The organism is Pseudoalteromonas sp. MQS005 (genome assembly GCF_001661605.1).
Classification (GTDB): domain Bacteria; phylum Pseudomonadota; class Gammaproteobacteria; order Enterobacterales; family Alteromonadaceae; genus Pseudoalteromonas; species Pseudoalteromonas tetraodonis.
Genome location: NZ_LYRQ01000025.1, coordinates 1 through 16,717 on the forward strand (window position 1 = coordinate 1; position 16,717 = coordinate 16,717).

Annotated in this window: 10 protein-coding genes; 1 reads left to right on the top strand and 9 read right to left on the bottom strand. The window is 37.1% G+C overall.

Annotation, left to right across the window (positions count from 1 at the left end):
* Positions 1–285 precede the first annotated feature (285 nt).
* Entirely contained in the window at positions 286–852 is a 567-nt protein-coding gene (locus A9479_RS10235; protein ID WP_231893561.1) for a 3'-5' exonuclease, read from the top strand.
* A gap of 97 nt (positions 853–949) precedes the next feature.
* On the opposite strand, the gene A9479_RS10240 is transcribed toward A9479_RS10235, so the two are convergent.
* From A9479_RS10240 to pglX, 9 genes are all read right to left on the bottom strand, one after another.
* Positions 950–2,563: a hypothetical protein gene (locus A9479_RS10240; protein ID WP_197487252.1), complete on the bottom strand. Its 1,614-nt coding sequence runs from the start codon at positions 2,561–2,563 to the stop codon at positions 950–952.
* The gene (locus tag A9479_RS10245) at positions 2,564–4,168 is read right to left on the bottom strand and encodes a hypothetical protein (protein ID WP_064663359.1); all 1,605 of its coding nucleotides are present in this window, start codon (positions 4,166–4,168) and stop codon (positions 2,564–2,566) included.
* A 390-nt stretch (positions 4,169–4,558) separates the two neighbouring features.
* Positions 4,559–6,643: a protease Lon-related BREX system protein BrxL gene (gene brxL, locus A9479_RS19845; protein ID WP_064663360.1), complete on the bottom strand. Its 2,085-nt coding sequence runs from the start codon at positions 6,641–6,643 to the stop codon at positions 4,559–4,561.
* A gap of 12 nt (positions 6,644–6,655) precedes the next feature.
* Positions 6,656–9,382: a BREX-1 system phosphatase PglZ type A gene (gene pglZ / locus A9479_RS19850; protein WP_064663361.1), complete on the bottom strand. Its 2,727-nt coding sequence runs from the start codon at positions 9,380–9,382 to the stop codon at positions 6,656–6,658.
* Between the two features lie 213 nt (positions 9,383–9,595).
* Positions 9,596–10,087 (bottom strand): hypothetical protein, encoded by a 492-nt coding sequence (locus tag A9479_RS10260; RefSeq protein WP_064663362.1) that lies wholly within the window; start codon positions 10,085–10,087, stop codon positions 9,596–9,598.
* Positions 10,077–10,607 (bottom strand): toxin-antitoxin system HicB family antitoxin, encoded by a 531-nt coding sequence (locus A9479_RS10265; RefSeq protein ID WP_064663363.1) that lies wholly within the window; start codon positions 10,605–10,607, stop codon positions 10,077–10,079. The genes A9479_RS10260 and A9479_RS10265 overlap by 11 nt, the downstream gene beginning before the upstream one ends.
* Positions 10,600–10,896 (bottom strand): type II toxin-antitoxin system HicA family toxin, encoded by a 297-nt coding sequence (locus tag A9479_RS10270; protein WP_064663364.1) that lies wholly within the window; start codon positions 10,894–10,896, stop codon positions 10,600–10,602. The genes A9479_RS10265 and A9479_RS10270 overlap by 8 nt, the downstream gene beginning before the upstream one ends.
* A 70-nt stretch (positions 10,897–10,966) precedes the next feature.
* Complete coding sequence (locus A9479_RS10275) at positions 10,967–12,892, bottom strand: DUF262 domain-containing protein (RefSeq protein ID WP_064663365.1); 1,926 nt, start codon at positions 12,890–12,892, stop codon at positions 10,967–10,969.
* Position 12,893: 1 nt separating this feature from the next.
* Positions 12,894–16,703 (bottom strand): BREX-1 system adenine-specific DNA-methyltransferase PglX, encoded by a 3,810-nt coding sequence (gene pglX, locus A9479_RS10280; RefSeq protein ID WP_064663366.1) that lies wholly within the window; start codon positions 16,701–16,703, stop codon positions 12,894–12,896.
* Between the last annotated feature and the right edge of the window lie 14 nt (positions 16,704–16,717).

A 16,717-nucleotide genomic window follows, 5' to 3' on the forward strand; every position in this document is an offset into this window, starting at 1 on the left:
ATGATAATTTAAACGAGTCAGGTAAAGTGGCCTGACTTAAACAAACTGGTCTCCGATGAACTCGGGGCGATTCATTGGCTATATTTCAATTGGTTAAGGAAAAAAGACGCAGAACAACAGTTTGCTTATGAGTTGATAAAGCCGTACCTTAGGAGAATAAAAGAACCAACAGACGGTGACTTTGAAAATACATTTTCGTTTTAGTAATCATTTAAGCCTTTAACTCAATCCGTATTTATATAATTTTTTTAAAGGCTATAATTTCGCCACACAACATTAAGGAAAATGATGGACTTAGACAGTTTTAAATACTTTTTAATTATTGATGTTGAAGCAACTTGCAATAACGATGACTCTTTTCCAGTCAACGAAATGGAAATGATCGAAATTGGGGCTGTTTTAATTTGTGCCGACTCACTTACAAAACTAGATGAGTTCAACACGTTTATTCAACCGCAACGACACCCTAAACTAACCGACTTTTGTACGAACTTAACAAGCATCACTCAACACAATGTCGATCATGCACCATATTACCCTGAAGCAATTAACACTTTCCAAAATTGGCTAGGCAATTACCATAACTACCTGTTTTGCAGTTGGGGTGAGTATGACAAACAGCAATTTGAACAAGACTGTGCTTTTCATAATGTACCATACCCTATTCCTGCTCCTCACTTAAACATTAAAAAGCAATTTTCTAAAACTCAAAAAGTACGCAAAAGACAAGGTATGGCGGGAGCGTTAAAGCTTGCTCAAATCTCACTCACCGGTTCACATCATCGTGGAATCGATGATGCTAATAACATGATCAAGTTAATGCCGTATGTCATCGGAAGAAAATCAATCTAGCACAATTTTCAATAACCCATGACATCTACACAATAAAAAATATATGATCGTAATCCAGAATGAAGGCGAATTTTGATATTCGCCTCTTTAAATTTAGTTAGCGGTTTCTTGCATAGCTAGAGCTAAGAATTTCCTCAAACTCTTGATCTAGGTAAACATCCATCAACTCGTGATTTATTTTTCCTTGCATTGCCCATGCGTTAAGTTCTTTCAATGCCAGATGAGCGAATCGTGTCCAAGCAAATAAATTCACTCTAAGCAATGTAGTTATAACTTGGCCACCGCCACGAATTGCTGCGTCAGCACCATCGACAAGGCATAATGCGCCTTGACCAACACATAACATTCTGCGTAATTCAGGATTAGACTCTGTCGGTATACAATCCTTCCATTCCTTATTATCAGAAAACCTAGCTCGAATCATCCAACAGAGCCTAATGATCAATTCATTAATAACAACAGGGATAGCCATAGTTATACCATGTCGAGCATCATATCCTTCTTCAAAGACCTTAGTAGCAATAGTAGCAATAGATTGTTTGTTTTTATCGAACTCACCAGCATTCAAGCCCAAAAGTAAATTATAAAATGGTATTGGCACACCCGTTCCACGACCTCCTTGGCCTACCGTGCCTGATGATCCAGTCCAATCAGACATAATGTGCCCAAACCAGTTTGCGATACCACAAAAAACCTTTGCAATAATATTACCGCCTTGCAACTCATTGGTTTCTGTATCAACCGTAATAACCTTCCCGTTACTAATAAACGTAGAAGTATTAGTAAATTGATTAAGAACAGAGAAAAACAAGCCAATCAGATCTGGAGAATGTCCCAAACTTTTTAAATGATGGTTTTTTAAAGATAAATTAGGAACAGCTCCATCGACAGAAGCTGTCGTTGCTTGATCATAATTTACTTTAAACTTTCTCTCCAAAAAACCAATAGCACTAGCCGTTGTGTTTGATCCTTTAGCTTCAGCTTTTTCAGAGTCCCAGCCTAAAATACCAGCAAACTTTTCTGTTGCTTTATTGGCAAACTGATCAACAGAATCTCCTAGTGGCGATTCTCCCGGTGCACCAACAAAAACAATGTCAATTATTCCGCATAATAAACCTGAAGTGCTGGCAATTGCATAATCAATTTTATCGCAGTTTGGAGCTTTATAAGTGAATTCTTTCTGAATTCTGTTTTTAAGCTCAGCTTCTTGACTATTAGTAAGCAAGCGTTCAAAAGCATTAACCGTATTAATACGGTTCCTCTGAGCATAGTCATTAACTGATAAGATATAATCTTCCCAACTCATATCATCATTTAAAATATGATTTAAGTTAAGTGTTTCAACTCTTTTTAACTTAGGTTGCTCCAAAATCACTTGCGACTCAAGTTGCAATTCTAACATTAACCTATCAGCTTCATCTAAATCAGATAACTCATCACACTCATCATAACTAACACCCAAATCCTCTTGCGACTCAAGTTGCAACTCTAACAATAACCTATCAGCTTCATCTAAATCAGAAAACTCATCATAACTAACACCCAAACCCTCAAGATCAGTTTTTAGCTTTTGAATCATATAATCAGTTTCTGATTGATACTCTTTTAAATTATCAATACCTCTGTCAAGTTCACTTAGCTTGCTACCTCCAACACACAGTTGTTCTTGTTGAACTTTTAGAGATAAAGCCTTTTCATTTAATTCTTCCATCTAACTAAATATTCCCTTGGCCTTAGATTGAAGTTTTGATTTCAATGCATTATTTATTTCATAATAGCCAAGACTTTCAAAGAGAGAAGACATCTTATCAAGCATTTCAGTTGGAATACTGTCTTTTAATACATAGTCCCCATTTTCATTTTCTTCATATCGGCTTATGATAAAATCAAAAATCTTTAACTTAGTGGCTCCCTCACAAAGGTTTTGTAAACGCAAGTGATCAAGCTCTTTGGGGCACCTAGTTCGATTAGCTGCATTCTCGAACTTATCAGCTTTGTTACTTTCCTGCTTAAGTGCACCAGCATACTTTGCGATCTGTTTTTCCATCTTCATAACTTCTGATCGACTTACTTCACCAGCATCCATAGCACTAGAAAGTTGCCCTACTAAATAATTAATATCTTCTATTGTATTTTTTATAGTTAGATGAGTCTGTTTTAATGCTTCATTTAACATTGCTAACTTAACTTTAAAGCGATCTAACTCATTTACTCCAGAATACTTTCTTACACCAGTATATGTTAAGAAACCAACTGCCCCTAATATTGCTAACCCGCCTGTCATTCCCATACCGAGACCCAAAGTAGCAAGTCCTGAAGTAATGCCAGATGCTGATAGACCTACTACTGAACCAGATATATATACGGCTGCAATTGGCGCACCAACTGCCGCTGCTGTTGAGGCAAGTTTTGAAGCATTCTCACGAATAACATTATCATCAACATCGTCCTTTAAAATCTGAAATGCTTCTGAAACAGCATCTTTAGCAAACTGTAAATCATCATCACTAAGATCCATTGCTACTTGATGTTTTAGTAAAAAAGGTACATCTCCATTGGTTGCAGACTTTGAGGAATAATAAGTATTAACCATATCCTTAGCTAACGAGATCATTATCGACTGGTGCTGGGACTGATCACTCAAACCGCGAATTGAAGCCAATATATTTTCAACTGGTTCAATATTACTCTCTATATCTTGAATGTACTTTCTGACATCACTTCTAGCCTTTACGGTTAGATGTAACCTTGTCGATAAAAGTAGAATTTCTGCTAGCTCTGTCTCATCAACATCTCCATCATCTTCGAATGTCATATTAACAATAAGCTTTAGGTAATTAACTTTAAACTCATCACTCATCTCTACTAGATCAACAGCTTGTTTCTCATTATTAAAATCACTAAAATCAGATACGATTTTATTAAGGAATTCAGATAGTTTTTTGTCTTTCACGCCATGCATATACTTGAAAGTATAAACTTTTCCACTCTTGGTAATTTCAACAGACTCCTTAACACTTTCTTTACCTTTAGCATTAACCGTTTTATCTTCTTTATACTCAACTTTTTCGATATCAGAATATAAAAAAACACCATGTTTATCATGAATAAAACGATCGCCTGTAAAAATAAAACCTTCGTCAGATTTACCGAACAAAGTTGCATCCTGAATAGCTATAATCGAATGAAGAAGATCCTCACATTTCATTGCAGACACAGCATTATTTAGTTTTTTCTCAGGAATATCAGGTGATAAGTATACATATTCACCAATATTTTTTACGTTTTCTCTAACAAATGCATTAACGTTTGACATAAACTATTTTCCCTATTTACCTTGTTTAATTAACCCAAGTTGGATTTTGGCTGTTGACCTGCAAAAGGTCTTAAAATTAAGTGTTAAAAATCGGCCTAAGTGCAGAATTCGAATAGCAAATTAAATTACTATTCTACGATAAATAAATTCAGGTAGCATTTGGGGCAAAAACTAAATTTAACGATGCCGTAGATGTATATATTGCAAGAACATCGCACAGGCTACCCAGCTCTGAAAGTACACGCATCTGATAATCAGAATCATCTTATATGTATCCGGCCTCAGCTATTTCGATTTTTTTATGCTCTGTCAATCAATCAATTCTTATTTTTCAATTTATTTCTAGCCTAAAGCAAGTTTTATACTTCATTTTTCTTTTTAAAATTTACATTACTGCACCCCAAGCGCCTTATAAACGGCATCAATAGGGTCGCTGTAAAAGCTTACTTGGAACTTGGTGAATGTTTCAGCAGGTACAGAAGGTATATCACTAGCTGATGCCATAGGCAGTAACACTTTAGTTGCACCTGCCTCCAGCGCTATCTGCATACTTGATGCTAAATCTTGAACTGGGTTTACTACGCCACCAAGTGTGATACTTCCTAATACAACCATTTGCTCTTGAACAGGCTTATTAAGTAATACTGAACAGCATGCTACTAATGCACCTAAACTCGCTTGGTGACTATTTCCTGATGTTTGTAAATCTACAAAATGTATGTGAAATTCATGCTCAGAGAAACGAGAATTAGCGGCTATTCTGTTTAAGTTACCTTTAAAGTATTCAAATCCAACGCGTACTTGTTCTTTAGCACTCGTATCTGAACCAAATCCCGATGTTGAATGTTTACCTGTGCCCGGTGTCATTTGTGTTTCAATACGATAAACACCTAATTTTCCAGAAGCGCCATGATCAACAAAGTGCACTACTCCGGGCTTTGTGACCCCTGCTGGGATTAGATTTGAGCCACCTTGCTCTGGCACATTGACAAAAAACTCTTCAAGCGTTTCGTTATCGATATAACTAAAATTAACGTCAAAGAATTCCATACCGCCAATTTTCTTAAGTTGCTCTTTTACCCGACGACGCACTTCAAGAGCATAAGTTAAACATGTGCGTACATCTTCTTTTGTATATTCACCATTTGGATATAGAAGCTTAAGCAAACCTGATGTTGTTCTTCTTACACCAATAACGTCACGTTGATTAAGGTTGTTACCTAACTTAAAGAACTTATCGATTGCATCTGAAAACGTGGTTTTACGCATTTCACGCATATATTCTGCTAAGTAGTCTGTTATCAGTCCAAATCGGTCTGTAAAGAACTCTGGGCGCATTTTAGGAATTTCCCAGCCCGGAATATAAGCATGGAAGCGATCAAAATAAGCTGAGTCGATCATTTCATCTGGAAATGGCGCTAATAAGTGACTGGTTTTTACCAATGTCTCAACGCTGTGATCGATATTCCCAACAAACACCATAGAGGCTTTTGCTTCAATAGAATCACGGCCACGAGAAAAAGAACCAGACGCCATGTAATCTTTCATGATCTGAATGCCATCTTTATCTTTAAAACGAATACCTGCGACTTCATCAAAGGCAACAACATCCCACATACCAACTAAACCAATTTGGCGTGAAGACATGTTATAAAACAGGTTAGCTACCGTAGTTTGACCGCCTGACACCAATAATGAATTCGGAGAACATTCTTTATAAACATGAGACTTACCCGTGCCACGAGGACCGAGTTCACATACGTTATAGTTATTCTCAACAAATGGGATCATGCGAGCTATTAAGTGCCACTTGCATCTATGTTCAAGGTTAGCTGGCTCCATACCTATTGAACGAAGTAACAAATCTATCCATTGATCAACTGAGAACTTACGACGAGCTTGATACACCTCATCCATATTCATTGAAGGCATTTGGATTGGTTTTAAACTAAATACAGAGAACGGCGATGTTTTCTGACCTTCTTCATAGAAATAACTCACCGTAATAATGCACCAGATACCACCGGTTAATAACTTTTCGTTTTCTTTAACAATTTTATTAGGAACAACGGCATCTTTAATTCCAATATTGGATAAACTTGCTTCATAGATATCTTTTTTCTGATTGAGTTTTACCGTTACTTTATCAATGACTTTATGAGTGCCCTTTTCACGGATCAACGACTTGGCTTTTTCAGCTTCATCTGGACGCACATAGTTTTCCGTCAAGATCTTCTTAACGTTCTTCAACCCTTCTTGGATTAACTCATCCTCTGCTGAAGAGCAGTACATGCCCAATAAATATTCAAGTACATAAACCGGAACGTTCGCACCTTCTTTTAACTGTTTTGTTAAATCTTTACGAACAACACGACCTTTAAATTCAGTCGTCATTAAATCGTCAAGGTCAGCGCTTCGAATTTGAGAGGATTCATTACTTGTGATGTTACTATTATCTAAATGTTCATTTTCCATTTGCGCTATCCTCTAAAAAAAATCATCTTCGAAGGCTAAATCAATAATAACGGAGTGTGTTGTTTTGGTTTTACTCTCAGTATCTTCCATTATCAATTTATAACTTACCGTGCGATCAAAGCCGCTGCCCTCTAATTTAATTTGAATGTTACGTTTACGTTCATCGAGCTTTTCTGAAACTGAGTCAAATATATGCTCTTCTTTAGAACTCACCTGTTTACCAAAAGGGTCTTCAATCCAAAGTTCCAACTTACGAGCTTTAAACTTATCGCCGACAGGGTCTGTTTGTAAAAATGAAATCCTATCGATATTTGAAACGATTTTAATTGGGTTCTGTAAAGGCACAGCGCCAACTTTTTGTTTAGCGAGTTTTGTCTGAGCTTTAATATCAAGCTCACGAACTTGAAGCACAGGAACACAAATTTCCTGCGGCATAATGCCACCATGGATAAACTTAGCACCGCCTACAAAATTGAATCGATTACTACCTCTAGGCACAATAAATTCTGCATCATCGCCTAAAGTAGGGTCAATTCCAGCTGTATTGGCTATTTTCCCAGTCCAATAAAAATCATCTGAAGGCAAATTTGAACCAATCACATAACGTTTTTTATCTTCAATTGCGCCTTTAGGTTTTGACTTATGAGCGGTTTTATCTGAATCCGTTAAATCGGTCATTTTAAATAAGAAGCCATGATCAGCTGTTAATAACACTCGACTACCATTTAAACGGTTAAAGATCCGCTTTATCAACTCGATCAATTCAACAACGGTATCTTGTGCAGCTTCAAAAGTCTGATTTTCAGTACTTTGCTTATCGCCTATGGCATCAATCATATCGTGATAAATATACACTACTTCAGCTTCACCAATTTGCTCTTTGGCTACTTGTCTTGTCCACTTGAAAACCTCATCGGCTTTAAAAGCAACGCCGTTATGCTTTGCCAACACCTTTTGACGGTTGTCATGACCATGTACAGAAATACCGTCAGCTTTGTATTCTACTTTTGAACCTAAATGCGCAGTTAACTTTTGGTGTGGAAGTAGGCTTCCCATTCCTAGTTGGGTATAAGATGGAACAACACCTAGCTGAGATTTTAATTCAGGCTTTAAACGCCCTTCATCACTGATACGCTGATAAATATCGTGAGCAACCTCATAGCGTAAAGCGTCTGAAATAATCACAAAAATACGTTTGGCTTGAGTATTTCTTAATAGGCCACGCACTTCTTGTTGATAAAAGTGTTGTTGATTATGAACGCCTACAATCTTCCAATTATCAAGAAGACTCTCGCTATCAACCAATTTACCCCATGCTATGGCTAAGTCATTCAAGTACCAATTCACATAAAGATTTTCAATATCATCAACTAAACCTAAACTTTGTAATAAGTCACCGCCATTGTTCTTACGTAAATTAATGAAGTTTTCAAAAAAAATCCGATAGGCATGATCAAACTTATAAAGCTCTGATTCGTATGTTTTATAGAGAGCCTTCGCACTGTCGAAATAAAAACCATCAAAGTACTTATCTCTTAAGTCGTAGAACTCTTTTGCAGCGCGAAGAGAAGCGAACAGGTATTGATAATTTTTATCGACACTGCACCAATGGCCATATAATTTAGTCGACACCCAATCACTGATTTCATTAGCAGAATAAGCCTGTAAGTCTGTCGCAATTAATTTGATCAACTGCTGTTCAACTTCAATGAAGGTCTCAACATTTATAAAGTTACTCGGATTTTTAAACTCAGCTAACTTGTGTTTTATTTCTAATTCACCTGCAACTTCTTGAGCTATGTCGTTGTACGATGCAGACAAAGTACGGCTTTCGCGCCAAGAAGAAACAAAACTAACCACAGCTGCTCGCTTCGCAGCTGCATTGCCTATTAGTTCTCTAATAGACTTAGGAAGCTTGTCAAAGCTTTCGGAATCAATAGAAAGTGGTAATACATGTGCAGATAAACTTGAAGCAAAGTCTGTTTTACTAATTGAAACTCCAGACGCCTGTAAACCATGGTAACAATCGGTTACTAGTAGTTTAGTAATTAAGTCTTTAACATTGGCAACTGGCTGTTCAGTATCTTCATTGCTAACCCAATTACCTAAAGCAATATAACCAAATTCTTCAACCGCGTGACGCCAAAATATATTAGTTAAATCATATTTATCTAATTCAGCAATGGCTTCATCGCACTTATTTGGAGACTCAACAAATAGTGAAATTAATTGATGTAGTATGGTTGTAAAACTAACGGATTCTACCTTAGCAACTACCGCAACCATTGCTAATTCTAGTGCTTGCTTATCTGCGCCTTCAGGTAATAACTTCTTAAGTTTGCTGTAACGTTGCTGATTACCAAAAAACTTTTTATAGCGGCTAATGTCTTGGCGAAACTCCATACGCATACCAAGTTCATTTAATATCATTGAGCTTGAATCAGCATAAAAATGCTCAGCATAAAGGCGAATATCGTAAAGCCAATCACGCGTTGGTTCGTTTAGAGATTTATTACTATACAGTAAGAATTGAGTGTTAGGCTCTTTTAGCTCAACACGTTGCTTGACTTCAAAGTGCGAATATTCATCCAACTTGATAAGCTCGACACCTGATGATTCAAATTCAGTTTCAATTACCGGTAATTGCTCTTGAAACTCAATCTCTTCATCTTGCCAGAATACTAATCGGCATCTATCAAATTTTGCTAAGATGCCTTGTTTTATTTGTTCTAAATTCATTTCTTATGCCTTTAAACATTTCGGCTTTACTTTTGGTTTGAGGAATAACATAGAACACAGCAAGAAAATATGGGTGAAGTGTAGCGAATAGAGCAAGCGTGTGTTGAAAATGTTAAATCAGACTCCTCATAATGACGAGAAGCCTTTAAGCAAAAAATAAAAGAAAATTTTAAGCTTTTAGCAAATGGAAATGTCTCAATTAATTTAATTAAATTATTCTGTATTACCATTTTGAGGCTTCACTTGCATTGTCGGTAATGCAACTTTTGGAAGATTTAAACGGTTACACATATTCATTAAGTGTTCCCTCCAGAAAGGCCAAACATGGTAGCTAACATTTTGAAGCGCAAAAACTTTTAATGAATCTTCATCTATTTCTTTGTCAAGCATCTGGTATTCTGCACAAAAGCTCGCTTCAATTTGAGCTACAGGTTCTGAGTCCTTATTCTCTTTATCTTCTTCTTTAATAAAGCGACAACCCACATCCACAAAAACTTTAAAAAAATGTTCTTCACTTCCGTCTTCATCTTGGACACCAAAAACTTCAGAACCTCTAACTACATGCATGAATTGATATACTAAATTATCAAAATCAGTTCTCTTTGGATCAAAATCATTATGCGTGAAACAATGAGTATTTTTTATATAAATATCATGAGATTGAAGTGAGTCTTTTGCTTTTTGAAAATTACTACTAACTCCCATAGTACCGATTCTCCATAACATTCTCATTTAATACAATGGGCTTAATTGGAACAACTTTATTGGTTCTTCTTGGTTGCGACTCCAAGTGCATATAATCAGTTTGATTCAAGGAACCAATAGACGACTTGATACTGTGAATCGTTCGAGATACACCAAATTGCTCACCCAAGTTAAAAGCTAAACAATTAACAAGTAGTTGGTTTAAGCTAATATCTTCACTTTCCGACCATGATGATAACGCAGCGTGCATACTTTTAGGCATTCTCAAGGTAACTCGCCCACTAAAGTCGTCATTTTCTAAAATAGGAGCTGGCATGACTTTACCTTGTTCAGCTAAAGCCTCAGCAGTTGTTTCAATCGTATCAATCGCAAGTAAATATGCTTCTTCGTAAGTTTCTGCGTATTCGGCTACATCGGGTAATTCTTTTACTTTAGCTTCAAAGAACACTTCGCCGTCAAAATTTCCTTTTCGTACAGTGATATTGTATAGACTTGCATCAAACATTTTTTCACTATCCATCTCGTTTCTCCAAGTATTTTACGAGTTCGTTCTCGTACTTCTCTAATACCTTTATTATTTTTTTTATGTAAGGCTTTTTAATTTCTGGATTTCTACCGTGATCACAATTAAGTGAACCTGAGGTAAAACCTTCTAAATGAGGATGAGTAAAAACCTTATGCCCCCCTTTGCGGCCATCTTTGACATTAAAGCCTAACTCTCCCAACAAGGATTTCGCTTGTTGGCACCTCATACTTGCACCAGCATTCTGAAATGTGGTTATTACTTCATCATATAATTCTTTAGGCATCTGACACCATATATAGTGTCACTATTTAGAGTTTGCAAATTTTTGCATTAAAAAACACAATATGCAACAACTAAATCGTGACCTCCTCCTTGTCATTCAAAAAGGCTAGATGTAACAAATTGGTTTTAAAATCATTATCTCCAACTACAATATCCCACCTTTCTTCCATAAATTTTAGTAACTCTAATCCGCGTTCTAAAATTGATTCGGGCAACCACTCTTCTTTTTGAGCTAGTTCATTTTCTGAAGCAGACCCGTTGTAGAACCCTACACCATTACCGTTATTTTTCTTTAAATCGAAACTATCGTTTTGCAAACTAGAGTTTTTAGCTCTACTCAGTGGAACTAAGTTACCTAAAGAGTGTGCAACAAATTGTGTTTCTTCTTTACTAAAAGTGCCAAAGCGCGAGAGCCAATAAGGATCTTTTGGAGTTTGAGGAAAAATATGTTCTATCGTTACGCTATCCTTTTTAGTAGCAGAGAGTTTTTCCCACGACAACTTATTTGACGATTGCTTCCCTCGTGAACGTAACCATTGTTCATGCTCATAAAGAAAATATCTAATTCCATCCCACTTAAAAAATCCATGATTACCTAATTCATATTTTTCCGAGATATATGCAAGAAAACGATTGGGGTCATAATATTTATCGACCCACTCTGTAATGGAGGCAACAATTGATTCAATGGTTATTTTTTTGGTCATTAAATCACGAGACATTGAGAAAAACTCAGTATCACCAGTATTGGAACGTCTTTGGCTCAAAGTGAATAACGTGAAGTTATATCTTTCAGCCGCTGATAGTAATAAATTAACCTTCTCTACGCTCTGTTGGGAAACATATGCAGCCAACAACAATGGTTTAAATGCCCTGAAACTCAAACGGTGAAGTCTATCAAGCAGTAATTTATTTTGCTCATCGGTATACTCTGGGAGAGGAAAATAAGGGTTATGCATATAGAACCAAGGCCTAATAGATTGCTGAAGGCTCGTTACATACTTATCGATTTCCTCAACAGAGATCCTGTCTTCCTCTTTCTTAGGATGGGTAACATTTCTTGCTGTAAATTTTTCATCCAACAAAAATTTAATGTAGTCATCACCCTTACGGCGAGTATATTTAAAATACATAGTCCAATGGTTACGTAAGAATAAATGTTCACTCAGAGGTGCTTCTGGGTTTTTCCCTAAATACTCATAGATAGTCTTCCAAGCATTATTTATTTTTGCTCTAAGCACCGCATGACCTTCGTGCTCTTTAAATAATGTCGAAAGGTAAATAAGGCGATTTTTTAATAATTCTAAACTTGTTAATGGCTTTCCCCGGTTATTCATTGTTTCAAAAGTAACGTACACATCGATTTCATCGTCAATTTCATACAAGTTAAATTTAAACTTCTGTGTCAGCTTTTTATAAATAACCGCTATTTCATCTGTAGTTAATTCACTCAGCTTTTCCTTAAAAAACGCTTTAGCTTTGGAAAGGTTTTGTGTGTATAGCGTTTCTTGATATTGGTTGCTATGTGAATGGACGCCAAAAACTTTTGTTTTTAAATACTCGTCGCTTGGATTATCTTTCTCATATCCAAAAATAAAACTTGCTCTCTGGCCGTCTTCAGCCCTATTAATAATGTACTGCTTTCTGATGGTTTCAAGAGACTGATAATTTAGAAGCTCGCTAGCATCAACTGATTCAAGGATTGCCTGCATAAGCAACATAGAGGTTGTTAACCTTTGCTGCCCGTCGACCACATAAAAAGGTTTAAAGCCGACTCCCTCAATGATCCATTCATCATTTTCCCATTTACGCCATATATCCCTAGGCACAGGTTCTAACGTAATAACCCCAGTATAATGAACCCTATCAATATTTAGATGCAGGATATCTTCCCAAAAGTCATTGTACTGATGTTCTAACCATGCGTAACCACGTTGATAATCAGGTATGCGCAATAGTCGCTTTTCAAAAATATCGCTTAAACTTTGTAACTTCATGCTACTTCACCGCCTTTCCGTGGATGTTTTTTACGTCGGCTAGTAGGTTGCCGAATTTGCCGTAGTTTTCTTTTACGCCGTCGTCTAAATCGAGGGTGATGCGTTTTTCGGCATAATGTTTTAGTTGCTCGTCGAAGGTGCGGAGTTCGGCTTGTTTTTTCTCTAACGCTTTGATGTCTTTTTCAATGCGGCGGGCTTCTGAGCCGGTAGCGTTAACCATGTCGTCTGACAGCCTCGCTAGTTGCGCATCGTATTTACCCATGAGAGGCGTAACATATTCGGTACGCATACGAGATAATGTGCCTTCGTTATAACGATGCAGATAGACTAAGCACTCAAAGGCTTTTTCTTTACCTGAACTAAATAGCCAATAGATAGGACGTTTTTTATAAGTTTTACAGTGTTCTTTAAAGAATTGCGTGGAGAAGTAACGGCGGATGGTATCCATAGCACTTTCACCTTTTTTAGGTTTAAGTGCGTATAAACATAAGCTTTCTGCAACAAACTCTAGGTTTTCAGATAAGTGAGCGCCGCAGCCATCTGGTGAAGAGCCACCCCAAACGGCTTTAACAAACTCTTTAAAACGACTGGTTGCATCATCGTCAAATAACCACTCTTCAGACGCTAATGGAATAATGCCGTCATCATCTGCTGGAAATGTTTTATATGCCCCCTCAGCTTCTAAATCTTTAAAACCTTCGTTGCCTGAATGAGCATAAACTAATCCTTCTCGATCTAAGGAATAACGCCCCATCATAAGACCAATTGAATAACTAATACACTCTTGAACTAATACTGACTTATACTGATTTTCAGCTTCGCTATCCATTCCATGCATAAACTTTATGTTTGCAAATAAGGTTATGTGCTCTTTTGGAATTGTTAGCTCTCTTACTTTGTATATTTTAGACAGTATGTTTAGGTTTTCTAATTCAAGTTCGTAAGCAAGCGTCACTTTTTTATCATTATTTTCCAATACTAGAGTCATTGAATCTGCTAGTTTTTCTGAATGCCTGTTAACAAGCTCTGGAGCTTTATAATCCCATGAACGTTCCGATGAATCCCAGTCCCATTTACTTAGTTCTATTAATCTAAGAGTATTTTCCTTGAGTTTTTCCCTAATAAAAGTGTTCTCAAATAGTTCAGAATGAAGAGGTAACGCCAATATATTCTCGACTTGATAATTTAAAGTCGGATTGCTGACATCAAGAATATATTTCCCTACTGGCGAGGCCATGAGGCTTAAAATGACATAGGTATCTTCAGCGTTTTTCGGAAAAGCACTTGAACCCGCAACATCCCAAACAGAGCCAACAGGACAAAATCTAGATGCAAAAAACGAAGAACTAATAAACGTCCAAGTTACGCACTGTTTTAAATAATACGCTGAATTTTGAGTTCTAGACCGAGTTAAATCTTTTCCTTGATTTCTCCAATTCAATACATACTCATTATTCCCGTACCATTTTCTAACTTCTCCTCCTTTATTGTAAGGAATCCACGGAGCATTTATGTGATCAACTTTAGAAATGTCATCTTTGTTTAAGGAGAGACAGTCTGCATTTACTTCATGCCACAACCTTAAAAACTTATTATTATCTCCGGTTATCATGCCTTGTAAAGAGTGAGCTTTAGCTGACAGTAAACTTGATTCTGAATATACATTTCTAAAATCATCATCAACCCAATAAGCTATTGGGCTTCCGGGAATTTTTTTGAAGTCATCAGGCTTCGCATCAAAAAACCAACCACAAGCTCTATTTTGAATAGCTTCTAGCGTTTTAGGACCTTGATTTGCGGCGCCTTTAAAATCAGATAGTCGAATGTAACTGCCAACATAATCGTCCACATGACCTTTGGTTAAGGTAAACGTACAAATTGGTACGGTAGCACCATCAAAGCCAGAGTATTCGAGCTGAATTAATGTTGATATAACCTCATCCTCAATGAGCTTAGCTCGAAGTTCTTCATAGCTTGATATGAACATCCATACAAACGGAGTCATAAACCCTAGTTCACCGCGGTGTTTTGCAAGTTGTAAATTTCTAACTATGAATGCAGAGAAAAGATCCTTCTCATAACCTTTAAAATTATCTTTTAAATATTGTTTAACTATCGGCGTTTGGTATTTAGATCCCATGTACGGCGGATTCGCACATACCGCATCATACTTTTGAGCTAGCACAATCGCTTGATTCACAATTGGTAATATTTTTTCTACTTCGGGTTTTGATTGAGTATCGGAGTTCGCTAACTTTTCTAATAAACGCTGTTTAAGTGAAAGAAGGTTATCTAAATACTTAGAATCAATCTGTATCAACGAGCCAAGGGTTTTAGCTTGTAGAAATGCTGTTTTAAGTGTTTTCAGTAATTCAAAGTATTCTTTGTAGATTCCTGCATTCGCTGGAGTGACATCGGTAGATTCGTCAAAAAGCCCACCTGTTGAGCCAATTTGCTGATTCCCTTCTAAATCTAATCCTTTCCATATGGTGGTAATATCAAACCCTTCGGTTGATTGTAATGAGAATACATTAAGCGATACTTCACCGTCTTCAACCCGCTGGAAAATACGCCTATCATCTTCACGTGCTTTCATCATTAAGGCAAAGCCTGCAAGCTGCGCCGCACGATCATCTATGTCTAAACCATAAATGTTTTTAGTAAGGATTAACTCTGGAATTTCACGAAGACGGTAACCACGCTCAAGATAGATTTCTCGCAAAACTTCATACACTTCAACCAAGATATGGCCTGAACCACATGCAGGATCGAGCACTTTAATTTCTTCTGGGTCAATACTGGTTGGTGTAATAGCTTTTAGTTGCTCGATGACTTCTTCAGACTGTTCCGCAGGCTCAATGTAATACACATCACCTTCTATATGATTAGTATTCGTCTCACCTTTAAATTCAAGCGCCTTAACTTTTTTCTTTCTATCAGTCTCTTTTAATGCTTCAACCAACTTTGAGTCTGGATAGGTTGCTAACCATTGTCTGCCAAGCGAGTTTTGTACTAGGTATTTAACAATCCAATTGGGGGTAAATAACTGAGTGGCCGCTGGAATATCTTCTGATTTAACCACTTTGCCAATTACGGCATCTTTATGCTCTGAAATATAGAACTGATAAAGCCAACCGATGACTTCTATCTCTTGCCAATCTTCTTCTGGAATGTCGTTGATCAACCCTTTAAGAATAGAGTCTGTTTTAGTTAGGTTATTTGGCAGTAGTAATTCAGTTGCATCTTCCAATGCCTCAAACCCTAAGCCTTTAAAGATCTGGGGCATTATTTTAGCTAGTTGATGACATTGACCCAGCAGTAACTCCCGGTATAGCGCTTCTTCTTTATCACCGGCTAACTGTAGCTCTATGATATGGCTTTTATCTAACGCTAAACTGTCAGCTACATCTGACGCATGACTTAGAATTTCAGGTAAGCCGTCAGGGTTACTCGTATTGCTCTTTGCAGGGGAAAGCACTCGAAAACCATGGTCAAAATAATCATGCAGTTCCATATAACGAATAGCTGCAAGTCGGTTAAACCATGTGTAAGCCATTTCACGGATGAACATGTCGTACTTTTCTTGATAAGTCGCAGATGTTCGTTCAGCTATTTTGCTTTCTAATCTCTTGCGCTGCTCACCTTCTTTACGAGTAAATGCACGACCGTCAATAATGGCAGCGCCACCTTCTATGCGCACTTCCTCAATACGATCTTCATAAATGCCAAATTGGGCAGCACGCTTTTTAACGGCTGCGATAAACTCTCTTCGCGCTTTAGGTGCGTATGCTTTTAAATTTTTCGTGTTCATGTAATTTGCCTCTA